Origin of the sequence: Shewanella avicenniae (genome assembly GCF_017354945.1) — a bacterium.
In the GTDB taxonomy this organism is placed as follows: domain Bacteria; phylum Pseudomonadota; class Gammaproteobacteria; order Enterobacterales; family Shewanellaceae; genus Shewanella; species Shewanella avicenniae.
The window spans coordinates 521745-546084 of the sequence record NZ_CP071503.1 but is presented as its reverse complement, the minus strand read 5'-3'; the positions used below and the strand labels follow the sequence as shown (position 1 = coordinate 546084).

Sequence of the window (24340 nt, the reverse complement as noted above, 5' to 3'; positions counted from 1 at the left end):
AAGACACAATGGGTAAAGTAGACGAACTCAATGCGATGAATGAGCTACATTGGCTAATCGATATGGTGCAAACCATCGAGGTTGGTTTAGTGGTGCTCGACCGAAAATTCAATATTCAGCTGTGGAACGGTTTTATGGAAAACCACAGCGGTGTTTCGCCTAATGATATCAAGGGCGATAATCTGTTTAGCCGTTTTCCCGATCTGCCCGAACAGTGGCTAAAGCAGAAAATGGAATCGGTATTTCTACTAAAAAACCAAGCATTTATTAGTTGGGAGCAGCGTCCTTACGTCTTCAAATTCCGTAACTATCGGCCGATTACAGGGCGAGCTGAATTTATGTACCAAAACATCACCCTGTTACCGTTATCGTCACTCACAGGGCAAATCACCCACCTGAGCATGATTGTGTACGATGTCACTGATGCGGCAATTAACAAAATGCAGCTAGAAAGCGCTACAGAAAAACTGCAGCTACATAATCAAACTGACGCGTTGACCTTACTGCTCAATCGCCGTTATTGGCTCCAAGGCATCGTGGATGAATTTGAACGTTGCAAATCGCAACACCAGCCCGCGAGTGTGCTGTTTTTAGAAATTGACCAATTGCAGCAAATCAATCAGGGCTATGGCCGCATCGCCGGTGATAGAGCCATTCAACATGTTGCTCACATAGTGAAAAAGCACCTGCGCCCAAACGATATCTGTGGCCGTTATAAAGGCGAAACCTTAGGGCTGATCATGCCGCAAACCGATGCGGCCGATGCTGCTAATCGCGCAGAAATGATCCGTGCCGATATTGAAGCGGCTGAGCTCACTTACAAAAGCAGCATGATCAAAGTCACCACCAGCTTAGGGATTTGTGAGCTCAACGAAGCAATCAAGACACCTGATACCTGGTTAGATAATGCCAGCACTGCAGTCACTCAAGCGATAGCATCCGGGCGCAATCAGTTAACCGTGTTTAGCAACCTAGGCTAAGTTCATACCCAGTAATTACGCTGCTCAAATAACAAAAAACCACTCAATCGAGTGGTTTTTCATTGGCTTATCTTGTGAAGATCTTAGCCGCTAATGCGCTCAACTTGACCACCTAACCCGCTAAATTTGGCTTCAATCTGCTCGTAGCCACGGTCAAGATGATAGATACGGTCAACCACAGTCACACCTTCTGCCATCAAGCCTGCAATCACCAAGCTTGCTGAAGCACGTAGATCGGTTGCCATCACCTGCGCACCATTTAAAAACTCTTTGCCATGAATGATACAGGTGTTGCCTTCTAGCTCCATGTTGCTGCCCATACGGATCAGCTCAGGCACGTGCATAAAGCGGTTTTCAAAAATGGTTTCTGTCACACGGCCTGTGCCTTCTGCGAGGGCATTCAGCACACAAAACTGCGCTTGCATATCGGTCGGGAAACCAGGATATGGCATGGTCTTGATGCTGATCGCTTTAGGGCGCTTACCCTTCATGTCGAGCTCAATCCAATCATCACCAACGGTAATCTCAGCGCCCGCTTCTTCAAGCTTGGCCAGCACGGATTCCAGCGATTTTGGATCAGCATCCAAACAGCGAATACGCCCACGAGTTACCGCCGCCGCAACCAAAAATGAACCGGTTTCGATGCGATCGGGCATCACGCGGTATTGGCATCCATGCAGCTTATCAACCCCTTGGATCTTCAGCGTTGCTGAACCAATACCATCGATTTTCGCGCCCATCGCCACCAAACAGTTGGCCAAGTCGACCACTTCGGGTTCACGGGCAGCGTTTTCAATAACGGTTTCACCTTCGGCCAATACCGCTGCCATCAGCAGGTTTTCCGTCGCGCCAACGCTCACCATATCCATAAAGATATGGGCACCTTGTAAACGGCCATCGATACGGGCGTTCACATAACCTTCTTTCACTTCGATCTTAGCGCCCATCAACTCTAAACCGTGCAGGTGCAAGTTAACGGGGCGCGCCCCAATCGCACAGCCACCCGGTAACGAGACGTCAGCTTTACCAAAGCGAGCTAACAACGGGCCAAGGATCAGAATCGACGCGCGCATGGTCTTCACTAATTCATAGGGCGCACAAAACTCATTAATGGTGCTGCTATCAATCGTGACATTGCCTTGACCATCGGCGCTAACGTTGGCACCGAGGCAAGCAATGAGCTTGCACGAGGTAGACACATCACGCAGGTTTGGCACGTTAGAAAGAATGAATGGCTCATCGGTCAACACCCCTGCCATCAAAATAGGTAAAGCCGCGTTTTTTGCGCCAGAAATTACGACGCTACCGGCGAGCGCACCGCTCGCCTGGATTTTTAACTTATCCACAAAGGTTCCCTTCTAGGGCATGTTGAAGATTTTTTCCCGTTGCCACTGTTCGGGAGTGAAGGTTTTGATACTCAGGGCGTGCAATTCACCACTGGTAATGCGGTCCATCAATGGCGCGTAGATCGCTTGTTGTTGCTTAATTTTGCTCATGCCGTCAAAGCATTCACCTACCGCTACAATCTTGTAATGGGTACCTTCCGCAGTCACATAGACTTCGGTTAGGTTCAGCGCGGGCTGAAGCAGTTGTTCAATCTCTTTGGTATCCATCGGTATTAACCTTGTCTGCTGACGTTATTCTGTAAAAAAGGTCTCTAAATCATACAAAGAAACCAGTTTTTTTACCTGTTCTGAGGGCGCTTTCAACACCAGCATTCCATTCGACTGGCTCAGCAACTCCATCAAAAACGCCATCCCGGCGCTATCGACATATTCCAGCTCACTCAGATCAAGCTGTTGAATATTGTCCGCCACTAAGCTGTGACGCTCAGGCCACAGCTGTTTGACATCCTGCTGGCTTAAGCGTCCACGTAAACGACAAGTATTACCCTGTGGTTCAAATTGCATTACAGCGCGTCCTTACCCTTTGGACCGTTCATATCAACTGACGCATTCGCTTTATCTTTCAGCATGCTAATCACATCATCGATACCTTTAGAACGGATCAGACTGCTAATTTCAGTTTGTTTTGAATTCAGCAAGCTGATGCCTTCTGCAACGAGGTCAAACGCTTTCCAAGTGTCATCCTTCAAACGACGCACTTTAAAGTGCAGTTTGATTGGCGGACGGCCATTTTCCACAATTTGCACCGGTACTTCCACTATCTTCTCATTGGCAAAATCACTGGTTGGGCCGAACTCCACTTTTTGATCAGAATATTCGGTAAACGCTTGGGCGTAGGTTGACACCAAGTAGCCTTCAAATGCCTGACTAAAGTCATCACGTTGCTGCTCGGTAGTTTGGCGCAAGTTCGTGCCTAACACCTTATACGCGGCATAGCGGCCATCGATATAGGGCAATAACTCTTCGCGGACGATAACTTTTAAGTGATTAGGATCTTGCTTGATCAGCGGCTTGTCGTGTTCAAAACGAGCAAAGGTTTGATCAGCAACCTCTTTGATCATTTGATAAGGATCTTTGTAGTCTTTCACTTCTGCAGCGGCCACTACCTGCGGTAACAGTGACGCGGCTACCGTTAACATTACTGCGTAAATAAATTTTTTCATCTGCTACTCCTACTTATCCTTGCTGCTGTAGAGGAACTGTCCAATAAGATCCTCAAGCACCATGGCTGAATGTGTATCATCGATGCGGTCACCGTCTTTTAAAATCTCGACGCCGTCATCCATAAATCCTGGGGTTAACCCAATGTACTGCTCACCCAGTAAGCCGGATGTCAGTACCGCAACTGAGCTGGTTTCAGGAAATTTGTTGTACAGTTTATCCATGGTCAGCGTGACCACAGGCTCCAGTTTTTCAGGATCTAAACTGATGGCGCTCACACGGCCAACGACAACGCCCCCTACTTTCACCGGCGAGCGCACTTTAAGCCCACCCACATTGGTGAACTCCGCTTTCAGGGTGTAGGTATCACTGCTGCTACTCACTTCAACATTGGCGACCTTGTACACCAAAGCTAAAAAGGCCAACAAGCCCGCCAGCAAAAACATGCCCACCAGCAACTCAATCTTTTTCGTCACCATAATCCGTTACCAATTACTCATCATTTAGCAAATATGAACGCACCGTTTGGGTTAACCAAACATCAGGGCGGTCAACAGAAAATCCAAGGCCAATACGGCCAAACTTGATTGCACCACTGTTTGGGTGGTGGCGCGGCTGATCCCTTCAGGATTAGGGGTAGAGTGATAACCGCGATACAGCGAAATCCAAGTAACTACCCAAGCAAACACCACACTCTTAATCAAACAGTTAACAATATCTTGGCGCCATTCAACCGCGGCCTGCAAAATTGACCAGAACGCACCGTCATCAATGCCTTTCCAAGAGACACCGACCAGATAGCCACCATAAACACCCACGGCAACAAACATCAATGACAGCAGCGGCATACTGATTAAGCCCGCCCAAAAACGCGGAGCAATCACTTGGCGTAACGGGTCAACGGCCATCATCTCTAAACTCGATAGCTGTTCGGTACTTTTCATCAACCCCAGTTCGGCAGTTAGCGCAGACCCCGCGCGACCAGCAAACAGCAAGGCGGTCACGACCGGGCCTAACTCGCGCAATAAACTCAGCGCCACTAGGGGGCCAAGACTTTGCTCTGTGCCAAAGTCCACCAAAATGGTATAGCCCTGAAGTGCCAATACCATCCCGATAAACAGGCCTGACACCACTACAATAATCATCGATTGCACACCGACAACATAAATCTGCTTAATCAGCAGCGGTGTGCCTTTCTTGATACGCGGCACTTGCACCAACGCACCCCATAACATTAGACCTGCTTTACCTAAGCCTCTGACGATATTAATCGCGCGAGCACCCAGCGCTGATATCGACTCAATTATTTCCACCCAACAACTCCTCTTTGTAAGCCTGTGCAGGGAAATGGAATGGCACCGGGCCATCAGGCTCGCCATCAATAAACTGGCGCAATTGTGGATTATCAGACTGATGCAACTGCGCTGGCGTACCGTGGGCGATAATGCGTTTTTCAGCAATCACATACACATAGTCAGCGATACTCAGCACTTCCGTTACGTCGTGTGACACCACGACAGATGTCAGTGATAACGCATCAGACAAGTCTTTAATCAGCTTCACCAACACGCCCATTGAAATTGGGTCTTGGCCAGCAAACGGCTCATCGTACAGCACCATTTCGGGCTCAAGCGCAATTGCGCGCGCTAACGCAGCACGGCGCTGCATCCCGCCGGATAGCTCACTTGGCATCAACTGTGCGGCACCGCGCAGACCGACCGCCTGCAACTTCATCAACACAATCCGACGAATAATCGCTTCTGGCAGTTCAGAATGTTCGCGCAATGCAAATGCCACGTTGTCGAATACATTCATGTCGGTAAATAGCGCGCCACTTTGGAACAGCATGCTCATACGCTTACGCGCTTCAAACAAGCCGTTGCGACTTAACTTATGAATATTTTGCCCATCGAACAGCACTTCACCTTTGTCTGGCGTTAACTGTCCTGCGATCAGCTTTAATAGGGTCGTTTTACCGATGCCGCTAGGGCCCATGATTGCCGTCACTTTGCCACGAGGGATTTTGAGACTGATATCGTCATAAATCACTCGCGAACCTCGACTGAAACGGAGGTTGTTGACTTCGACCAATGTGGTCTGTTCTTGGCTCATGTCTGAATCCGTTTGAAAAATCCTGAACAGGAATAGGAAATAGCGTCACTCTTCTGCGGTCGCGCGAGATGAATGAATCCATTCCGTTTCATCCCAACTTTGCTGCATGCTAGCAACTGCACTCTGAACTTGGCCTGAATGGTGGAATCACCATTCAGGCATTCGTCTGTGGGCAAAAGATTGTACGCAATTTAGTTAACCCAAACAACTGATGTCCCAAAGCCGAGCACTGCTCTTTTCATTTATCGCAAATGCGGCGACAATGCAGGGAAACAAGCAAAAGTCGATTGATATTCAGCACCATCATCTGAGTTTTGTGCAGCATAATCCTTGCGCCACAACAATTTCTAACAGAAAAAATCGACTATAATCATGCAATTATTTATTTAATTGTCAGTAGTAACGACGCAGGCCGAAAATCAATTGGCCATGGAACTGTCGCAAGAGAGTGAAGGCACGCGCCAGAGCAATGGTGGGTTCATTGTTTCACTCAAGATGGATTAACTGTAATGATGCACCTCATTGTTGCATCCATAAAATCAATTAGCGGCAGTGGCCGAATGGCAAGATGAGAACAGCGCTCTGCCGCTGAAGATGTTCCATCGCCTCCTCCGCCCACCGCATGAAATAAATTGCAGTCGCAAAAATACGATAGCTGCATTGGACGAATAAGACTATGACAGATGCAAGTCAACTGCGTCATTGGGGGCGCAAAGTTATCGATATTGAAAAGCAGGCGCTCGATAACCTGTATCAGTTTGTTGATTCAGAAGAATTTGCCCGCGCATGTCAGATGATCCTGCAATGTTCAGGTAAAGTGATCGTCATGGGCATGGGAAAATCTGGCCACATTGGCAATAAGATTTCAGCCACATTATCCAGCACCGGAACGCCAGCGTTTTTCGTGCATCCGGGCGAAGCCAGCCATGGTGACCTCGGCGTATTGAGCGATAACGATATCGTATTGACCATCTCTAATTCGGGCGAGTCACACGAAATTCTGACCTTGATGCCGGTGATAAAACGCCAAGGGATCCCAGTAATTGCCATGACGGGCAATCCAGAATCCACGATGGCGAAACATTCGCAACTGCATTTGTGCATCAAGGTGCCCGAGGAAGCCTGCCCACTCGGGCTGGCACCCACATCAAGTACCACCGCCACCTTAGTGATGGGCGATGCCATTGCAATCGCGCTGTTGCAAGCCAAAGGCTTCACCAAAGATGATTTTGCTATGTCACATCCCGGTGGTGCGCTTGGTCGTAAATTACTGCTGAAGGTGAGCGATATCATGCATAAAGGCGAAGATACGCCGATTGTGCGTGACGACATCACCATCACCGAAGCGCTCTATGAAATTTCCCGCAAAGGCTTAGGGATGACTGCCATTGTCAATCAAGACAATGAATTGGTGGGTATCTTTACCGATGGTGACTTACGCCGGGTGATTGATGCAGAAGTCAATCTCCGTCAAACCCTGATTGCTGAAGTGATGACCCGTAACTGCACCTCGGTGACCGACAGCATTTTGGCTGCTGAAGCGCTTAAAGTGATGGATGATCGCAACATCAACGGCCTGATTGTTATCGACCAACAACGCCACCCAATTGGGGCGCTCAATATGCTCGACTTAGTCAATGCGGGGGTTATGTGACACAACATACGACTTTTTACGGCCCGGTTACTGACAAGGTGTGGCAAAAGGCGCAGCAGATCCGCCTGCTGATTTGTGATGTTGATGGAGTGTTTTCTGATGGCCGCATCTATATGGGCAATCAGGGTGAGGAGCTAAAAGCGTTCCATACTCGCGACGGCTTTGGTATTAAAGCGTTGCTGTCATGCAATATTCAGGTGGCGGTGATCACCGGTAGAAAATCACAAATCGTTGAACGGCGCATGACATCCCTCGGTATTCAGCACATTTATCAAGGGATCGACAATAAACTGACCGCTTACCATGAATTGCTTGACGTTTATCAACTCAACCCAGAGCAGGTTGCTTACATCGGTGACGATATGGTTGACCTGCCAGTGATGCAACAAGTAGGCTTGGGCGTTTGCGTGGCGGATGGCCATCCACAGGTCAAACAACTGGCAGATTTTGTCACCAGTATTGGCGGTGGCTTTGGTGCCGTGCGAGAACTTGCAGATCTGTTGCTGCTCAGCCAAAATCTGCTCGATAGCGCCCACGGAATGAGTGTATGAACCGAGTAACTTTGGCCATCATTGCCTTCTTTGCCGCCGCCATCGTGTTGTATTGGCAGGTACAGAGCAAGCGAAATGAACAGCAACCCACGACGGTAAGCACCGTGGAGCGGCCTGACTATGTGGCTGATAATCTAAAAAGCGTCAGTTTCGATGAAAACGGTAAGGTGTCTACCCGAGTGTCTGCGACCCATATGGCGCACTTTGCCGATACCGACACCACGCTATTCGAAAAGCCGATTTACCATATCTATCCAGATAACGGTGATGCGCAGTGGAAAATGTCTGCCGACCAAGGGCAGCTCAATCGCACACAACATAAGGTTGTGCTACAAAATAATGTTATGATTGATGCCATTACGCCAAAAGATCCCATTCGATCATTAACGACAGAGTATTTAGAATTAGACGTGTCGACGATGATCATGACCTCGCCGGAGCAGGTCTTTATGTCAGGGAGTGGCTTTAACGCATCAGGTGTCGGACTTTATGCCGATTTAAATGCCCAGCAATTGAAACTGTTGAGCGACATTAAAGGTACTTATGAGAGCAAATAATATTCTTCTGGCCATCGTACTTAGCGCCTCGAGTCTGATGGCAACTGCCGCGGACATCAACTTACAACAAGAGGTAAAGATTAAGTCCGCCACTCAATTTGCTGATCTCAAAAATAAACGTGTCGTCTATGGCGGCCCAGTGTTGGTGACTCAAGGCTTGTTAACACTTAAAGCCGACGAATTGAGTGCCACCTCGCCAGAAAAAGATCAAGACCGTGTGCTGATTGCCACCGGCAAACCAGCTACTTTCACCCAAAAGCAAGAAGATGGCACGCTGACCACCGCTCGCGCCAATGAAATTCAGTTCAACATCAACCAACGCGTGTTGACCCTGATCGGTATGGCCAAGGTAGAGCAAGGCAGCAGCATGTCCTCAGCGGATAAGATCATTTACGATCTGAACAAGCAGCAGCTGCAAGCGATTGGTAGTGACCAAGAGCAAGTCACCACAGTTATCCGTCCAGATAATCTCCCTAAAGAGCCAACGCCGCCGAAAACCGAGCAGGAGCAGCCATGACCAGCGTTTTAAAAGCGACCAATCTGGCCAAGAGCTATAAAAAACGTTCGGTAGTAAAAGATGTTAGCTTACAGGTAAACACCGGACAGATCGTTGGTTTGCTCGGTCCTAACGGTGCGGGCAAAACCACCACCTTCTACATGGTGGTCGGCTTAGTACAGAGTGACCATGGCCGTATTTTTATTGATCAAGATGATCTGACCTTAGATCCAATGCACCTGCGGGCGCGTAAAGGGATTGGTTATCTGCCGCAAGAGGCGAGTATTTTTCGCAAACTCTCAGTGCGCGATAACATTATGGCCGTTCTTGAAGTCCGCAAAGGATTAAGCAACGAAGAACGCGAAGCCATTCTTGAACAGCTGCTCGAAGAGTTTCATATCACCCACATCCGTGACAGCTTGGGGATGGCGTTATCGGGTGGAGAACGGCGCCGCGTTGAGATAGCACGCGCGTTAGCGGCTGATCCAAAATTCATTTTATTGGACGAACCTTTTGCGGGCGTAGATCCAATTTCTGTTATCGATATCAAGAAAATCATCGAACAACTCAAGTCTCGAGGACTGGGTGTCTTGATTACCGATCATAACGTGCGCGAAACTCTGGATGTGTGCGAACACGCCTACATCGTCAGCCATGGGCAGCTGATTGCAGAAGGCACACCCGCCGAGATCCTCGACAACCAACAGGTGCGAGCAGTGTACTTAGGGGAACAATTCAGGCTATAGTACGGTGGTGGGGACAAATAAATTTCATAAAACTACCAACTCTTTGTGGTTGTTTTAATACATAATTTTTGGGGATTAGCAGTCAACAATGAAAGCGTCACTTCAGCTTAAGCTGGGTCAACAATTAACTATGACACCGCAACTGCAGCAGGCAATTCGTCTACTGCAATTGTCGTCGCTTGAGCTGCAGCAGGAAATTCAACAAGCACTCGATTCCAACCCGATGTTGGAGATTAATGACGATGTTGATGTTGATAACAATGACGCGGGGCTTGAAGCGGATAACCGCGAACGTGACAGTGAACAAGAGCTGTCAGAGTCGATAGAAGACAGTTCGTCCGTTGAAACCAGTGATGCGCTTAATAGCCAAGAGCTCCCTGAAGAACTGCCAATGGACACCACTTGGGACGAGGTTTTCACCGCTGCGCCCAACACGTCATCTGGCGTCGTCCGTGACGATGACATGCCGTTTCAAGGTGAAACTAGCGAAGGCTTGCATGAGCATTTGGAATGGCAAAAAAACCTCACACCATTTTCAGAAACCGATGAAGCAATTGCTACCGCGATTATTGAAGCCATTGACGAGCGTGGCTATTTAACCCAATCAGCTGAAGAAATTATTGAAGCGCTGGGCTTAGATGATATCGAAGTGGATGAAGTTGAAGCCGTGCTGAAGCGCATTCAACACTTTGATCCCGTGGGAGTTGCCGCGCGCGATTTACGCGAATGTTTGCTGATCCAATTATCACAATTCAGTGACGACGTACCGCATTTGGCCAATGCCAAAATGCTCATCGATGAGTACCTCGATCTGATCGCCGCCAAAGATTACCGCACCTTGATGCGCAAAACGCGCCTTAAGGAAGAAGAGTTACGTGACGCAATCGTTCTCATCCAAACGTTAAATCCTCGCCCAGGATTAACCATCCAAGAGTCTGAAGATGAATATGTCATTCCAGACGTGACGGTATGGAAGAAAAACGGGCGCTGGGTGGTTGAACTCAACCCAGATTGCATGCCAAAAATCAGCATCAATCAGCAGTATGCCACGATGGCACGTAGCGTGCGCAGCCAGTCAGATAGCCAATTTATTCGTGGTCATCTGCAAGAAGCTAAATGGTTTATCAAGAGTTTGGAAAGCCGTAACGACACCCTGCTTAAAGTCGCTAATTGCATCGTTCAATTTCAGCAAGGCTTCTTCGAATATGGTGAAGAAGCGATGAAACCTATGGTGCTCAACGATATTGCCGAAGCGGTAGAAATGCATGAATCGACCATTTCGCGGGTCACCACCCAGAAATACATGCACACCCCTCGCGGCATTTTTGAACTAAAATATTTCTTCTCTAGCCATGTAGGTACTGACGATGGCGGCGAGTGTTCTTCAACAGCCATTCGTGCTTTCATCAAAAAGCTGGTTGCCGCGGAGAACCCTAAAAAGCCGTTAAGCGACAGTAAAATGGCGCAATTGCTTGCCGAACAAGGCATTAATGTCGCGAGACGAACAATCGCTAAGTATCGGGAAGCAATGCTAATTCCGCCGTCAAATCAGCGGAAGAGCCTTTAAAAGCCCGACAATCGGAGGAGTCAACGATGCAAATTAATCTTGCAGGAAAACAACTTGAGATCACCGATTCTTTACGTAGCTACGTTGAGAGCAAATTTGCAAAGCTTGAACGCCATTTCGAACAGATCAATAATGTCCACATTGTCCTCGCTGTTGAAAAAGCACTACAGATAGCAGAAGCCAAGCTGCACCTTTCCGGCGGCGAAGTATTTGCAACCTCTCAACACGACGACATGTACGCCGCCATTGACATCCTCATTGATAAATTGGATCGTCAGGTCATTAAACACAAAGAAAAGCTGACAAAACACTAACGATGGAACTTAGGACCATCCTGCGGCCGGAGTGTACCACCTGTGCGACTCCGGGCAGTAAGAAAAAGGTACTGGAGCTCATCAGCGATCTCGCAGCAGCCCAGTATCCCGACCTATCCTCTCAAGCCATTTTTGAAAGTCTTTTGGCTCGCGAGCGTATGGGCAGTACAGGAATCGGTAACGGTATTGCGATCCCGCATGGTCGTTTGCCGGATATTGACACGCCCGTTGCGGTATTAATCAAGTGTGAAGAGGCCATTCCTTTTGACGCGATTGATAATCAACCGGTGGATATTTTGTTCGCACTTATTGTGCCAGCAGATCAATGTCAGCAACACCTGAGCACGCTCTCCGCCATGGCGGAAAAGCTAAGCGATAAACAAGTGCTCAAGCAGCTTCGTAAGGCTGAGAACGAGCAAGAACTTTATCAGGTAATCACCGCATGAAGTTGGCCATAGTCTCCGGTCGTTCAGGTTCAGGAAAATCTGTAGCCCTGCGCGTATTAGAGGATATGGGCTATTACTGTGTTGACAACTTGCCATTACAGATGATTGGCGATCTGCTAGTAAATCTGCGAGGCAGCAATGAGTTCGTCGCTATCAGTGTTGACGTGCGCAACTTACCCAACCAAGATAAGTTACTTGAAAGTCAGCTTGCGAAACTCCCCGAAGGCACAGAGGTCATCAGTTTTTTCCTCAATGCATCCGACAAAGTATTAATCAAGCGCTATAGTGAAACCCGCCGTTTACATCCGCTCTCCAAGCGTCATAAATCGTTAAAAGAGGCGATTGAAGAGGAAGGTGAACTGCTAGAGCCTATCTCGCAGTTGATGGATCATTATCTTGATACCTCAACTTCCAACATCTATGAATTAAGCGACACTGTGCGTGAAATTCTGCTGGGCACCTCTACCAAAGAACTGGTAATTAACTTTGAGTCGTTTGGGTTTAAACATGGGGTGCCAACCGAAGCTGATTTTGTGTTTGATGTCAGGTTCCTACCGAACCCGCACTGGGAAGTCAGTCTTAGGCCATACACTGGCTTAGATGAACCGGTGCAGGAGTTTTTGTCACGCCAACCGCTAGTCAATAAGCTCATCTGGCAGATTGAAAACCTGTTTGAGACTTGGTTGCCGCATCTTGAACGCAATAACCGCAGTTATCTCACCATCGCTATTGGTTGTACTGGTGGGCAACATCGTTCAGTGTATGTAGCAGATCAACTTGCTAAACGCTTTAGCAGTAGCAAACATCGCGTGCAAGCGAAGCATCGGGAGTTACAAAGTGGCAAAAGTTGAACGCGAGATCGAAATCATCAACAAGCTCGGGCTTCATGCGCGCGCAGCAACTAAGCTTGCAGTACTCGCCAACGCATTTGACGCCAATGTCACGATCATTCAGGGCAGTAAAAAGGCGTCAGCTGGCAGCGTATTGGGGCTATTGATGTTAGAAACAGGTATGGGTAAAACCATCACTCTCAGCGCTGAAGGCCCAGAAGCGGAACAAGCATTAGACGCAATCTGTCAGCTGATCAACGCTAGGTTTGATGAAGCGAGTTAAACAGAAGCTACCAGTCTCTGCTATCTAAAGATTACCAATAAAAAAGCGCTCAACGAGCGCTTTTTTTATCGCATCACTTACTGCGGCAATGGTGTAAGGATAATCTCTACCCGGCGGTTTTGTGCCCGTCCCTGCGCAGTATCATTTGAGGCGATAGGTTGACTCTCACCCGCGCCTTGGGTCACAACACGTTGTCCTGCAACACCTTTGGTAATCAAATAGCTACCTACTGTTGATGCTCTTACCTGCGACAGACGCAGGTTGTAAGAATCGCTGCCTGAGCTATCAGTATGGCCAATCACGTTGAGTTGGGTTTTGCTGTATTCGTTAACCACCAGCACTACGCCATCCAACACCGATTGTGCGCGCTCACTCAGGGTCGAGCTGTCAACCCCGAAAGTTAACTCGTTAGGCATGTTCAGCACGATAGTGTCGCCGGTACGGGTGACACTCACACCGGTAGCATCCAGTTGCTGACGCAATTTAGCTTCTTGAACATCCATGTAATAGCCAATACCACCACCCACGGCAGCACCCGACGCAGCACCAATCAACGCACCTTTACCGCGATCATGCTTACTGGAAGTTGCCACACCAACGACGGCACCAGCAACTGCGCCAATAATCGCACCTGTAGATGCTTTAGCGGTTTGTTCCTCTTTGGTATAGGGATTTACCGTGGTGCAACCAGCGGCCAATGCGGTCACCACAAAAGTGGCTAATAGTTTTTTGGAAATGTGCATCACATCGCCTCCTTGTGAATTTGATATTCGTACTGAATTGGCTCTAAGTATATCTTGAGCAGCTTAAGTCACAACCGTTCAATAACCATAGCGTTCCGTTTTTAACGCCAATTCAGTGGCTATTCAGCTAATTTTCCCTTTTAATTCTCACTGAATTCTTTCTCTCTGTGCTTGCACAGCAAAAGCGCCTTAATTGCACCAAATTAGTGCAGCATGCACATCCTTGGATCTTTAGCTTTTTCTCGCAATCACAATCCAATTTTATTAGGTATTGTTTTTATTGAAAAATTTTAACTATGAAAAATTGGCACAGTTCTTACATATAACTAAAGTAGTAGGCCACTACGACAAGGAGTAAAGAATGAAACAGATTTTCGGATTCTTGAATAGCTGTCGGCAATGTTGGGAACAACTGCAACATTTGGGCATTAGCCAGTGGGATGTAGAGTAAAGATTAACGATTGCTGATTTAACTTTCAGGGTCAATAACAAAGGGAGAACAACATGATTGATGTAAACATCAAAACCAGAGCATTGAACGATCTCTCCCACGGTAAGCTGCATTTTGACGTTGCCCGTCAGTATGGTGTACCGACAAAAACATTATTCGCTTGGTCTGTAGAAGCTGAAGCAGACATCAAGCAAAAAGGCTTTGCAGCATTGGTGTCATCGTTTCGACGTTTGATGTCAGTGTAAACGATTTAGGCAGGATTGGACCGAACCTTGTGTTATCGCCCCCAACGATAGAAAAAAGTGTGCTCCCCAAATTCGCGCTTTTCTAGGTTTAATTCTGTCATTTTTATTCAAGGTCGTCGGCGGAATGTTAGCGACCAAGGTAAACAAGCTTGAGAACGTTTACCGCAATAGTTTCGACTTGGGTGGGCTGAACACCTTGTTATCGCCCCCAACGATAGAAAATGTGCCCAATAATAAAATAATGCGCTAATTCTAAGTTCACTTAAGTCGTTTTTTATTCAGGAAGAAATTCAGCTAGAGGATACTAGCGAGATCATAAGGACGAAGGGAAGGAAAAGCAGCAGATCACATGCTAGGCAAAGATTAACAATAATAGTGATCTGCTGAAGTTTCGACAGAGGTGGGCAAAGTCATTTAAATCGCCCCCACGATAAAAATGAGCCCGACAACAATAATAAATCGATACATTTGTTTGTCCATCTCTGTCATTTTATTCTGGCGTAATTACGCAGATTATGTGAACTTCTTCAAACCGACATAGACAAAATGTCTCACTTCAATTGGCGAGATTCCCTACTGATTTTCCAAGCTCGAGTCATCTCACGCTTTCCTAGTGCACCTGGATGTGGCTTGACCATAAACCCAGCCGCTTTCAAATTACGTTTGAATTGCCCGTTAGCACAATACGACACCAACATGCCATTAGGTTTAAGTAACTCAAAACACTTTTGCATATTGTCTGGACACCACACATCCGGCTGCTTATTGGGTGCAAACGCATCAAAGTAGATGAGGTCAAATGTGTGAGCCGCTGCGTTAAACTGCTCTAAGGTGGTCATGGTCTTTTCAATGGTGAACTGCGGCGATAATACTTCAGGATGATGCCATTCAGCATGGTGAATCGCGGCAAACAGCTCACCAAAGCGCTCCGGCAGCAGTGCGGTGTAATTCAGTTGCTGGATGATAAAGTCAGCAATTGGATAAGGCTCCAATGATTGGTAATAGACTTGCGGTAGCGAATTGGCCGGTTGGTTTTGCGCCAACTCAGTAACCCGTCCCAAGGTCATTAACGCGTTTAAGCCGGTGCCAAAACCTATTTCAAGAATATTGAGCTGCCCAGTCACTTGAGCGAATTCCACATCAAACCCAGAGTCAATAAATACGTGTTGCGCTTCGGCCATCGCGCCTCGACTGGAATGATATGTTTCGTTTAATTCGGCATTAAAAAGTGTATGGGAGCCATCTTCCGTTACTTGCAACGAAACCCTGTCCATGATGTACAACTGTCCATTTTACGAAGAATTTGATCCGGTAGTACCGCCATCCGCGGCCTAACCTGTTAGCAGGCTAACTATTTTGCGCCTAGCAACAGATCTCAGCAAGAGTGAGTTGGTCATTATGGCGATTAGAAAGAGGGAATGATGAACAAGGAGGGCTGACCACTAACGCTGAAGTCCTTGTGGCATCCGTCAGTGCGACTCCCCAACGATGAAACATCAACAAATGAAAAGAGATATAAACCGCCGCGCATAACGGTTTATGCGCAAACCGATCGGGATGCGTCAGTTACGAGCAGTCGGGTCAACAGCTAACCTACTCTCGCACAAATCTAGTTAATGACTCGCTCTTGGCTAGATAATGAATGTTCCACATAATAAATACCGCCAAATACGCCACCGAAAAGCACAATTGCCAAGATAATCAATCCGATATTTTTGCGTAAAAAAGCCAGCATACATTGTTCCCTACATTAATAATTCAGCCATAGGCTAGAGCTATACTCTTAACTGTCTCTTAACCAAACGCTAAATCAGCTTAAGTACGCTGTTTGCAGATTGAGCGCAATGGTATGTGCCGTTATACTGGCGCCCCTAGAAAAAAGGAGCGAGTTATGCTGTTGCTATTAAGGTGCCTACTATTAGCACTGATGCTACTGCTACTATTCATCTGCGGAACGATTTATTGCCTGCTGCGACCACTGCACCGCAATAACGTTTATGTACTGTCTCGCCCTTTTAGCTGGTGTGCAAAATTGATGGGCATTGCGCTAGAAATCCGCCATGCCGAACGCGCTCAATCCCAGCCTTGTATTTTTGTGGCAAACCATCAGAACAATTACGATCTGTTCACCCATTCAAATGTCATTGTGCCCGGTACAGTCACTTTGGGTAAACGCAGCATTTTATGGATCCCACTGTTTGGCTTGATCTACTGGCTCTCGGGCAACATCATGATCAATCGTAAAAATAGAGCAACAGCAGTGGAAACCTTAACCAAAACTGCACAACGTATTCGCGATGATAAATTATCAGTTTGGATATTCCCCGAAGGCACACGTAGCCGTGGCCGAGGAATTTTGCCGTTCAAATCGGGAGCATTTCATACGGCCATTACCGCAGGTGTGCCGGTGGTGCCCGTGGTTGCTAGTTGTCAGGGTGATATTAAGCTCAATCGTTGGCACAACGGTAAAGTTGTTATTGAAGTGCTGCCACCGATACAAACCAGCGCACTAAGTGCATCGGATGCTAAAAATTTGGCATTAACTACACATCAGCAAATGTCAGCTAAATTTACAGAATTGAATCAACAGCTCGCTGCGTCGAAGTAACAGCGACTGATCAACTATTTGCAGTAACGAACTGCCACATTGGAGATGCTTATGGCCATTGAGCAACTGCTGAAACAGCAGATGGAAGAGAACCGCGATATCGTAGAATCGCTGCTGCAGGACGGTTCAGATCCTGATGCGGAATACACAATTGAGCATCACTTTTCATCGACCAACTTTGATAAGCTGGAAAAAGCTGCCGTTGATGCTTTTAAACTTGGCTTTGAAGTGAATGATGCCGAAGAAATTGAATTAGATGATGGCTCACTGCTGTTCTGCTTTGATGCGATCGCCAATCATGCGCTGGATATCGACCTGCTCGATAATGCATGTGAGAAATTATTTGCCTTAGCGGCAAAGCACAAAGTCGACTATGACGGCTGGGGCACCTACTTTATGGGTGACGAAGTCGATGACGAGGATGATGAAGACGACGAGCCAGTCGTTAATCATTAATGCCATAGAAAACGCCGACATATCGTCGGCGTTTTGTTACCTACATATCCGCAATATTATTTTCTTTCTGGATAAGCAGCTTCTTTTTCTGCAATCTCAACCTGCACATCCATAATGTTACTGCCACGCACAACCTGCATGGTCACTTCTGAGCCAGGTTTGGTTTCTGCAATGCGATCCATCAACATCGTCACCCCAGTCACCACTTCATCACGGTAGCGAATAATTAAATCGCCAGGGGCTAAGCCAGCCTTAGCTGCTGGGCCACTACTGTCCATCGCATTAATCACCACAGCCCGCAGATTGGGGATTTTCAGCATCTGCCCAACTACCGGATTAATCACCTCTTCACCGGAAATACCTAAAGCACCGCGGATCACTCGGCCATCTTTAATTAGCTTGCCCATGATGTCGTAGGCTAACTTAATTGGCACCGCGAGGTTTATGCCATGACCACCGCCTTCGTTGCGCAGCTGATACGCGGCAGTATTAATCCCGATAAGGCTGCCAGTGGTATCAATCAATGCGCCACCTGAGTTGCCGGCGTTAATCGCCGCATCTGTTTGAATAAAATCCTGATAGCCAGTGCTGCTAAGCCCGGTACGGCCAGTTGCACTAATAATCCCTTGAGTGATGGTTTGGCCAATGTTGTAAGGGTTACCAATGGCCAACACTATGTCACCGACGTTAGGTGGCGACGCTAAATCCACATGCACCACCGGCAGTTTATCGCCTTCAATCTTCAGCACGGCCAAATCGGTATCAAAGTCTAAACCGACAATATCCGCACTAAATTTACGTCCATCCTGTAACGCTACAACAATTTCGTCTGCATCTTCCACCACATGATAGTTGGTGATGATATAGCCTTCAGAACGCATGATGACGCCAGAACCTAACCCTTGCAGTTTACTTTTATTTAAGGGGCGGTTTTGGCTCATGCCCAAGTTATAAATGTTTACCACCGCCGGTGCTGCTTTACGCACTGCGCCGTTAAACGACACACGTTGCAACTCATTCCCTTGCTGGAAAAGATTAACTGACGAGTGGCTAAAATGGTTAAACAGCAACACAACCGCGGCCATGACTAAGCCAAAGGCTATCGCTTTACTGAGATAGAGCAGAGTATCTTTGAACATGGGTAGCTGCTGAGTTAACTGTTTGAAAGTTAGGCTAGAATAACAGTTTTTAGGCTGATCGACCATCTAGCGGTTTGCATTTGTTTTCATCGCCACAAATTAGCGGTCATCCATAAAAAGAGCTGCCGTAGCAGCTCTTGATAATTGAGATGAGAGTTACCGAAAATTAGCCACGCAGCACTAAGTACAACAGGTTGTTATCGCGCATAATTTTCAGTGCGACGCCGCCTTCGTGTTCTTCTAAGCCCTCTTTTAGTTCTTTGAGGGTTTTAATACGCGTGCGGTTAATACCCACAATCACATCGCCTTTTTGTAGTCCACTCATGGCTGCCGGAGAGCCATCAGCGATGCCAGTGATCTCAACCCCTTTATCTTTATTCTCCAGTGTTGCACCCGCCAACATTGGATGGATATTGCCAGCAGCTTGTTCTTTGACTTCACTGGCCTCGCCTAAGGTAACTTCAACTGTTTTATCATCGCCATCGCGAATAATGCCCAGTTTCACCTCAGTACCGGCGCCCATAGTCCCGATCTTCGCCCGCAACTCTTGGAAGGTTTTAACTGGTTTACCATCAATACTAACAATGATGTCACCTGCTTTGATGCCTGCTTTATCTGCTGGACTGTCTTTTACCACTGAGTTAACAAAACCACCGTGTTGCGATTTTAAACCAAAGCCTTCAGCAAGGTTGCTATCAAGGTTACGACCCATGACCCCCAGCACGCCGCGGCGCACTTCACCGTGGTCGATAATTTGCTGTACTAAACTACGTACCATGTTAGCTGGAATCGCAAAGCCAATGCCCACGTTACCACCGCCTGGCGCCACAATGGCAGTGTTGATCCCTATCAGTTCACCTTTCAGGTTCACCAAAGCGCCACCTGAGTTACCACTATTAATCGCGGCATCGGTTTGAATAAAGTTTTCCAGCATTTCAATACCTAAGCCGCTACGCCCCAGCGCACTGACGATACCTGAGGTAACAGTTTGCCCCAGCCCAAACGGGTTACCAATCGCCACTGCGAAGTCACCTACGCGAATTGCATCAGAATCCGTTGGCTTAATTTCAGTAAGATTGTCAGCTTCAATCTGCAGCAACGCGACGTCCGACTCTTTATCTGTACCAATCAATTTGGCGGTAACTTCTCGGCCATCATGCAAGCCCACCTTAATTTCATCTGCATCATCAATCACATGGTTGTTAGTGACGATGTAGCCTTTATCTGCATCGATGATCACGCCTGAGCCCAAACCACGGAATGGGCGCTCTTGCACTTGCTCTTGCTCTTGTGGCGCGTTAGGCCCAAAGAAGTAGCGGAATACGTCAGGCACGCGCTGACGGGACACCTTGTTGCCCGAAACCGCCACAGACACCACCGCTGGGGTCACTTTTTCTAACATTGGCGCTAAGCTTGGCACTTGTTGGCCATCCACAGATTGCGGAATTGCGGCTTGAGAAATCACAGGGGCGCTCATTAAGCTCGCACCTAACAGTGCCGCAGATATCAGTGTTAATTTGGTCTTCATCGAGGTTTGCTCCTAATATCCGAATCCGGAATTGTTCATCAGTCACGCTGAAGCGACTTTGGTTACGCTCGCTTGAGCTTTGTTACTAACTCCGACTAACCACAATTCACAAAAGTTTCTGCCATTAACAAAGATTAATTAATCCAACTGAACCGAAATGCGAGGGTAAAACATCGCCTGTTAGTTACTACTGTTGGCCAGTAGGCGTGTTGCAGTTGGCGTGCTAACATCAAGCAAAATTTGATCTTCATCACCTTGTCAAATAAGGCTTAACGAGAACATTTCAAGTGGCAGTAACAACTCCTTGGCAACGCTACCAACAAGACCTCAATAAAGAAGGCTTCAGTTTTGATGCCGCCCAAGAGCAGGCAGTAAAAGCCTTACAGCGTGTTTATGACGAACTGCAGCAACCGCCAGTAACCGGACTAAAACGTTTTTTTGTTAAAAACTCAGTACCACAGGTAAAAGGGCTCTATCTTTGGGGCGGTGTTGGTCGCGGTAAGACTTATTTAATGGATCTATTTTTTGAGTCATTGCCAAGTGATCAAAAACTGCGGGCACACTTCCACCATTTTATGCTGCGGATTCACCGCGAGCTGAATGATCTAAAAGGTACCCAAGATCCGCTGCTGTTCATCGCTAAACGAATGGCGAAGCAGTATCGGGTTATCTGCTTTGACGAATTTTTTGTTTCCGATATTACCGATGCCATGTTACTCGGCACCCTCTTCACTGCCTTATTTGCTGAAGGTGTCGCGCTCGTCGCAACCTCGAATATTATTCCTGATGAACTTTATCGCAATGGTCTGCAACGCGCCCGTTTCTTACCTGCCATTGAGCAAATCAACCACCATTGCCAAGTACTGAACGTAGATTCGGGCATCGACTATCGCCTGCGTACATTAGAGCAAGCCGAGATCTATCATCATCCGTTAGATGACACGGCCCAATGTAACTTGGCGCTTTATTTTGAGCAGCTTACCAGCGGTGCTGACGTCGTGACTGCAGCGCTCAATATTGATGGACGCGATATCCAAACCGTTAAGCACGCAAATGGTGTGTTATGGCTCGATTTCCGTGCCGTGTGCGACGGCCCACGTAGCCAAATCGACTACATGGAAATCGCCATGGCCTACCACACCGTACTGCTGCAAAATGTCGAGCAAATGGGCGCACAACAAACCGGTGATGACATCGCACGACGTTTTCTAGCGCTGGTTGACGAATTTTATGAACGCCGGGTAAAACTGATCGTTTCCGCCGCAATTCCGCTGGAACAAATCTATACTGAAGGCCTACTTAGCTTCGAATTTCGCCGCTGCCGTTCACGTTTAATTGAGATGCAATCTCGGGAATATTTAGCCCTTGAACATCTCCCTGCTGAAGCGTTTTAAAAATCGCCGCAATTACTGGATTTTCGACAAAAAAGCAGGTGATTTTTAACTCAGCTTTGTCTATAATCCACGCCCTGCCCACGTTACTCCGTCCGTGATGGGCGGATTTAATGCCAAAATATATTCGAAGGGGTATATGGAAGGCGTGTATTGTTGAGTCATGTCGATTCAACATGTGACAGAATTTAACTTTGGGTTTTTGTAATAATGAAGACTTTTACTGCCAAGCCAGAAACTGTAGCTCGCGACTGGTATGTTGTTGATGCTGAAGGTAAGACTTTGGGTCGTATCGCCACTGAAATCGCTTTGCGTCTCCGTGGTAAACACAAGCCTGAGTACACTCCTCACGTAGATACCGGTGATTACATCATCGTTATCAATGCTGAGAAAGTGACTGTAACAGGTAACAAAGCCTTTGGTAAACAATACTACTCGCATTCAGGCTTCCCAGGTGGAATCAAGCAGATCAGCTTTGAAAAACTGCAAGCGCACAAACCAGAGATGATCATCGAGAAAGCAGTTAAAGGTATGCTGCCAAAAGGCCCATTGGGTCGCGCTATGTACCGTAAACTGAAAGTTTACGCAGGCGCAGAGCACAACCACGCTGCACAACAACCTCAAGTTCTTGATATCTAAACGGGATTAAGCAAATGGCTGCAACTCAGTACTACGGCACTGGCCGTCGCAAAACTTCAACTGCCCGCGTATTTGCCAAAGCAGGTAGTGGTAATATCGTAGTTAACAAGCGTCCTCTGGATGTTTATTTTGGTCGTGAAACTGCTCGCATGGTAGTTCGTCAACCGCTTGAACTGGTTGAAATGACTGAAAAATTGGACATCTATGTCACTGTTAAAGGTGGTGGTATCACTGGTCAAGCTGGTGCAATCCGTCACGGTATTACTCGTGCATTGATGGAACTTGATGAAACTCTGCGTCCTACTCTGCGTGCTGCTGGTTTCGTAACCCGCGATGCTCGTCAGGTTGAACGTAAGAAAGTGGGTCTGCGTAAAGCACGTCGTAAACCACAATTCTCTAAGCGTTAATCGCACAAGGCTATTTCCAAAAGCCCGGCTTATGCCGGGCTTTTTATTGGGTAACTTATTAGGGGGACAACATGAACGGACAAGTATTAATGTTGGCACTCGGACTGGTGTTAATTGTCGAAGGAATTGGACCACTACTGTTTCCAAAAAAGTGGCAACTATATTTAGCCGAAATGGCACGCCAACCCGCAGCCACACTGCAAAGACTAGGTGCGGGATTAGCACTGGTCGGCGCAGTTATTTTGATTATTTTTTCATAAACCGTACCCCCAGCGTTTCAAATCTGTTAGAATTCTTTTTTAACCGCAACCTTGCAGCAAACAATGGGCAAAAATGTAGTTGTTCTCGGCACACAATGGGGTGACGAGGGAAAAGGTAAGATTGTCGACCTTCTGACAGAACAGGCAAAATACGTCGTTCGTTACCAAGGTGGCCACAATGCTGGTCATACACTGGTTATCGATGGTGAGAAAACCGTTCTTCACTTGATTCCATCAGGTATCTTACGTGATAACGTCAAATGCGTTATTGCCAATGGTGTTGTACTTGCACCAGATGCCCTGATGAATGAAATCAGCATGCTGAAAGACAAAGGTATTCCAGTTGAAGAAAGACTGGTTATTTCTGAAGCATGTCCACTTATTCTGCCATATCACTGTGCTCTCGATATCGCTCGCGAAAAAGCGCGTGGTAACAAAGCTATCGGTACTACCGGTCGTGGTATTGGTCCAGCATATGAAGATAAGATTTCACGTCGCGGCCTACGCGTAGGTGATCTGTTTAATCCAGAATTGTTCGCTGAGAAGCTGAAAGAAGTGATGGAATATCACAACTTTACGCTGACCGAATACTACAAGTGCGAACCAGTGGATTACCAGAAAACCTTGGAAGATGCGTTGGCACTTGCTGACTATCTGAAGAGCATGTGTGTTGATGTCACAGAAATGCTGGATCAAGCTCGCCACGCAGGCGAACCAATCCTGTTCGAAGGTGCACAAGGCACTATGCTGGATATCGACCACGGTACTTATCCATTTGTGACCTCTTCAAACACCACTGCTGGTGGCGTTGCAACTGGTAGCGGTATGGGTCCTCGCCATCTCGATTACGTGATGGGTATCATCAAGGCATACAGCACTCGCGTGGGTGCCGGTCCATTCCCAACTGAACTGTTGGACGAAATTGGTGATCATTTAGGGACCAAAGGCCAAGAGTTTGGTGCAACCACTGGTCGTAAACGTCGTCCAGGTTGGTTGGATGCGGTTGCTATGCGCCGTGCTGTGCAAATCAACAGCCTCAGTGGCTTTTGCTTGACCAAGCTTGATGTGTTGGACGGTCTGAAAGAAGTTAAAATCTGTGTTGGTTATGAACTGCCTGATGGTAGCGTAACCAAAGCAGCGCCTTTGGCAGCAGAAGGCTATGAATTGGTGAAGCCAATTTATGAAACCATGCCAGGCTGGAGTGAAAACACCTTTGGCGCAACTTCACTTGAGCAACTGCCACAAGCGGCATTAGATTACATTAAACGGATTGAAGAACTGCTAGAGACGCCGGTTGATATCGTCTCTACTGGTCCTGACCGCAATGAGACTATCATTCGCGTCAACCCATTTAGTGAGTAATCAAAAAA

General features: G+C 47.3%; 31 protein-coding genes. 19 read left to right on the top strand and 12 right to left on the bottom strand.

Features of this window, described 5'->3' with window-relative positions; all coding sequences use genetic code 11:
• Positions 1–8 precede the first annotated feature (8 nt).
• Positions 9–980, top strand: a complete 972-nt coding sequence (locus JYB87_RS02380) for a sensor domain-containing diguanylate cyclase (RefSeq protein WP_207355319.1) — start codon at positions 9–11, stop codon at positions 978–980.
• A gap of 83 nt (positions 981–1063) precedes the next feature.
• On the opposite strand, the gene murA is transcribed toward JYB87_RS02380, so the two are convergent.
• Genes murA through mlaF form a run of 7 tightly spaced genes read right to left on the bottom strand, consistent with a single transcriptional unit; the run spans position 1064 to position 5659 of the window.
• Complete coding sequence (gene murA / locus JYB87_RS02375) at positions 1064–2326, bottom strand: UDP-N-acetylglucosamine 1-carboxyvinyltransferase (protein ID WP_207355318.1); 1263 nt, start codon at positions 2324–2326, stop codon at positions 1064–1066.
• A 12-nt stretch (positions 2327–2338) separates the two neighbouring features.
• The gene (locus JYB87_RS02370; RefSeq protein ID WP_207355317.1) at positions 2339–2593 is read right to left on the bottom strand and encodes a BolA family protein; all 255 of its coding nucleotides are present in this window, start codon (positions 2591–2593) and stop codon (positions 2339–2341) included.
• 24 nt (positions 2594–2617) lie between these two features.
• Entirely contained in the window at positions 2618–2890 is a 273-nt protein-coding gene (locus tag JYB87_RS02365) for an STAS domain-containing protein (protein WP_207355316.1), read from the bottom strand.
• Complete coding sequence (locus tag JYB87_RS02360) at positions 2890–3549, bottom strand: MlaC/ttg2D family ABC transporter substrate-binding protein (protein WP_207355315.1); 660 nt, start codon at positions 3547–3549, stop codon at positions 2890–2892. The genes JYB87_RS02365 and JYB87_RS02360 overlap by 1 nt, the downstream gene beginning before the upstream one ends.
• Before the next feature lie 9 nt (positions 3550–3558).
• Positions 3559–4026, bottom strand: a complete 468-nt coding sequence (gene mlaD, locus JYB87_RS02355; protein WP_207355314.1) for an outer membrane lipid asymmetry maintenance protein MlaD — start codon at positions 4024–4026, stop codon at positions 3559–3561.
• A gap of 51 nt (positions 4027–4077) precedes the next feature.
• Positions 4078–4860, bottom strand: a complete 783-nt coding sequence (gene mlaE, locus JYB87_RS02350; RefSeq protein WP_207355313.1) for a lipid asymmetry maintenance ABC transporter permease subunit MlaE — start codon at positions 4858–4860, stop codon at positions 4078–4080.
• Positions 4847–5659, bottom strand: coding sequence for a phospholipid ABC transporter ATP-binding protein MlaF (gene mlaF, locus JYB87_RS02345; RefSeq protein ID WP_207355312.1), 813 nt, complete (start codon positions 5657–5659; stop codon positions 4847–4849). Before mlaF ends, mlaE begins: the two co-directional genes overlap by 14 nt.
• Before the next feature lie 676 nt (positions 5660–6335).
• Here mlaF and JYB87_RS02340 point away from each other — a divergent pair.
• The 10 genes from JYB87_RS02340 to JYB87_RS02295 all read left to right on the top strand — a co-directional run bounded on the left by JYB87_RS02340 (position 6336) and on the right by JYB87_RS02295 (position 13103).
• Positions 6336–7313: a KpsF/GutQ family sugar-phosphate isomerase gene (locus JYB87_RS02340; RefSeq protein WP_207355311.1), complete on the top strand. Its 978-nt coding sequence runs from the start codon at positions 6336–6338 to the stop codon at positions 7311–7313.
• On the top strand, positions 7310–7864 hold the full coding sequence (gene kdsC, locus JYB87_RS02335; protein ID WP_207355310.1) for a 3-deoxy-manno-octulosonate-8-phosphatase KdsC: 555 nt from the start codon (positions 7310–7312) through the stop codon (positions 7862–7864). The genes JYB87_RS02340 and kdsC overlap by 4 nt, the downstream gene beginning before the upstream one ends.
• Positions 7861–8421, top strand: coding sequence for an LPS export ABC transporter periplasmic protein LptC (gene lptC / locus JYB87_RS02330; RefSeq protein WP_207355309.1), 561 nt, complete (start codon positions 7861–7863; stop codon positions 8419–8421). Before kdsC ends, lptC begins: the two co-directional genes overlap by 4 nt.
• Entirely contained in the window at positions 8408–8938 is a 531-nt protein-coding gene (gene lptA, locus JYB87_RS02325; protein ID WP_207355308.1) for a lipopolysaccharide transport periplasmic protein LptA, read from the top strand. Before lptC ends, lptA begins: the two co-directional genes overlap by 14 nt.
• Positions 8935–9663, top strand: coding sequence for an LPS export ABC transporter ATP-binding protein (gene lptB / locus JYB87_RS02320; protein WP_207355307.1), 729 nt, complete (start codon positions 8935–8937; stop codon positions 9661–9663). Before lptA ends, lptB begins: the two co-directional genes overlap by 4 nt.
• A gap of 88 nt (positions 9664–9751) precedes the next feature.
• Positions 9752–11230: an RNA polymerase factor sigma-54 gene (locus tag JYB87_RS02315; protein ID WP_207355306.1), complete on the top strand. Its 1479-nt coding sequence runs from the start codon at positions 9752–9754 to the stop codon at positions 11228–11230.
• A 26-nt stretch (positions 11231–11256) separates the two neighbouring features.
• Positions 11257–11544, top strand: coding sequence for a ribosome hibernation promoting factor (gene hpf / locus JYB87_RS02310; RefSeq protein WP_207355305.1), 288 nt, complete (start codon positions 11257–11259; stop codon positions 11542–11544).
• A gap of 2 nt (positions 11545–11546) precedes the next feature.
• Entirely contained in the window at positions 11547–11990 is a 444-nt protein-coding gene (gene ptsN / locus JYB87_RS02305) for a PTS IIA-like nitrogen regulatory protein PtsN (protein WP_207355304.1), read from the top strand.
• Positions 11987–12841 (top strand): RNase adapter RapZ, encoded by an 855-nt coding sequence (gene rapZ, locus JYB87_RS02300; protein ID WP_207355303.1) that lies wholly within the window; start codon positions 11987–11989, stop codon positions 12839–12841. The genes ptsN and rapZ overlap by 4 nt, the downstream gene beginning before the upstream one ends.
• On the top strand, positions 12828–13103 hold the full coding sequence (locus JYB87_RS02295) for an HPr family phosphocarrier protein (protein WP_207355302.1): 276 nt from the start codon (positions 12828–12830) through the stop codon (positions 13101–13103). The genes rapZ and JYB87_RS02295 overlap by 14 nt, the downstream gene beginning before the upstream one ends.
• 77 nt (positions 13104–13180) lie before the next feature.
• Here JYB87_RS02295 and JYB87_RS02290 read toward each other — a convergent pair whose 3' ends face one another.
• Positions 13181–13846: an OmpA family protein gene (locus JYB87_RS02290; protein WP_207355301.1), complete on the bottom strand. Its 666-nt coding sequence runs from the start codon at positions 13844–13846 to the stop codon at positions 13181–13183.
• 504 nt (positions 13847–14350) lie between these two features.
• On the opposite strand from JYB87_RS02290, the gene JYB87_RS02285 reads away from it, so the two are divergent.
• Positions 14351–14542 carry a transposase gene (locus JYB87_RS02285; RefSeq protein WP_207355300.1) on the top strand — a complete coding sequence of 64 codons (192 nt, stop codon included), beginning with the start codon at positions 14351–14353 and terminating at the stop codon, positions 14540–14542.
• Positions 14543–15093: 551 nt separating this feature from the next.
• Here the strand turns inward: JYB87_RS02285 and mnmD are convergent.
• Positions 15094–15816 carry a tRNA (5-methylaminomethyl-2-thiouridine)(34)-methyltransferase MnmD gene (gene mnmD, locus JYB87_RS02280; RefSeq protein ID WP_207355299.1) on the bottom strand — a complete coding sequence of 241 codons (723 nt, stop codon included), beginning with the start codon at positions 15814–15816 and terminating at the stop codon, positions 15094–15096.
• A 335-nt stretch (positions 15817–16151) separates the two neighbouring features.
• Complete coding sequence (locus tag JYB87_RS18775; protein WP_267459560.1) at positions 16152–16277, bottom strand: hypothetical protein; 126 nt, start codon at positions 16275–16277, stop codon at positions 16152–16154.
• 156 nt (positions 16278–16433) lie between these two features.
• Between JYB87_RS18775 and JYB87_RS02275 the strand changes: the two genes are divergently transcribed.
• Complete coding sequence (locus JYB87_RS02275) at positions 16434–17150, top strand: 1-acylglycerol-3-phosphate O-acyltransferase (protein WP_207355298.1); 717 nt, start codon at positions 16434–16436, stop codon at positions 17148–17150.
• A 51-nt stretch (positions 17151–17201) separates the two neighbouring features.
• Positions 17202–17606, top strand: coding sequence for a ribonuclease E inhibitor RraB (gene rraB, locus JYB87_RS02270; RefSeq protein WP_207355297.1), 405 nt, complete (start codon positions 17202–17204; stop codon positions 17604–17606).
• Positions 17607–17662: 56 nt separating this feature from the next.
• On the opposite strand, the gene degS is transcribed toward rraB, so the two are convergent.
• Together degS and JYB87_RS02260 are read right to left on the bottom strand one after the other, a co-directional pair.
• On the bottom strand, positions 17663–18745 hold the full coding sequence (gene degS / locus JYB87_RS02265) for an outer membrane-stress sensor serine endopeptidase DegS (protein WP_207355296.1): 1083 nt from the start codon (positions 18743–18745) through the stop codon (positions 17663–17665).
• 166 nt (positions 18746–18911) lie between these two features.
• Positions 18912–20273, bottom strand: coding sequence for a DegQ family serine endoprotease (locus JYB87_RS02260; RefSeq protein WP_207355295.1), 1362 nt, complete (start codon positions 20271–20273; stop codon positions 18912–18914).
• Positions 20274–20560: 287 nt separating this feature from the next.
• On the opposite strand from JYB87_RS02260, the gene zapE reads away from it, so the two are divergent.
• From zapE to JYB87_RS02235, 5 genes are all read left to right on the top strand, one after another.
• Positions 20561–21667 (top strand): cell division protein ZapE, encoded by a 1107-nt coding sequence (gene zapE, locus JYB87_RS02255; RefSeq protein WP_207355294.1) that lies wholly within the window; start codon positions 20561–20563, stop codon positions 21665–21667.
• Between the two features lie 207 nt (positions 21668–21874).
• Complete coding sequence (gene rplM, locus JYB87_RS02250) at positions 21875–22303, top strand: 50S ribosomal protein L13 (protein ID WP_207355293.1); 429 nt, start codon at positions 21875–21877, stop codon at positions 22301–22303.
• 14 nt (positions 22304–22317) lie between these two features.
• Positions 22318–22710, top strand: a complete 393-nt coding sequence (gene rpsI / locus JYB87_RS02245) for a 30S ribosomal protein S9 (protein WP_207355292.1) — start codon at positions 22318–22320, stop codon at positions 22708–22710.
• Positions 22711–22781: 71 nt separating this feature from the next.
• Positions 22782–22970 carry a DUF2065 domain-containing protein gene (locus JYB87_RS02240; RefSeq protein WP_207355291.1) on the top strand — a complete coding sequence of 63 codons (189 nt, stop codon included), beginning with the start codon at positions 22782–22784 and terminating at the stop codon, positions 22968–22970.
• Between the two features lie 63 nt (positions 22971–23033).
• Complete coding sequence (locus JYB87_RS02235; RefSeq protein WP_207355290.1) at positions 23034–24332, top strand: adenylosuccinate synthase; 1299 nt, start codon at positions 23034–23036, stop codon at positions 24330–24332.
• Positions 24333–24340: the final 8 nt, after the last annotated feature.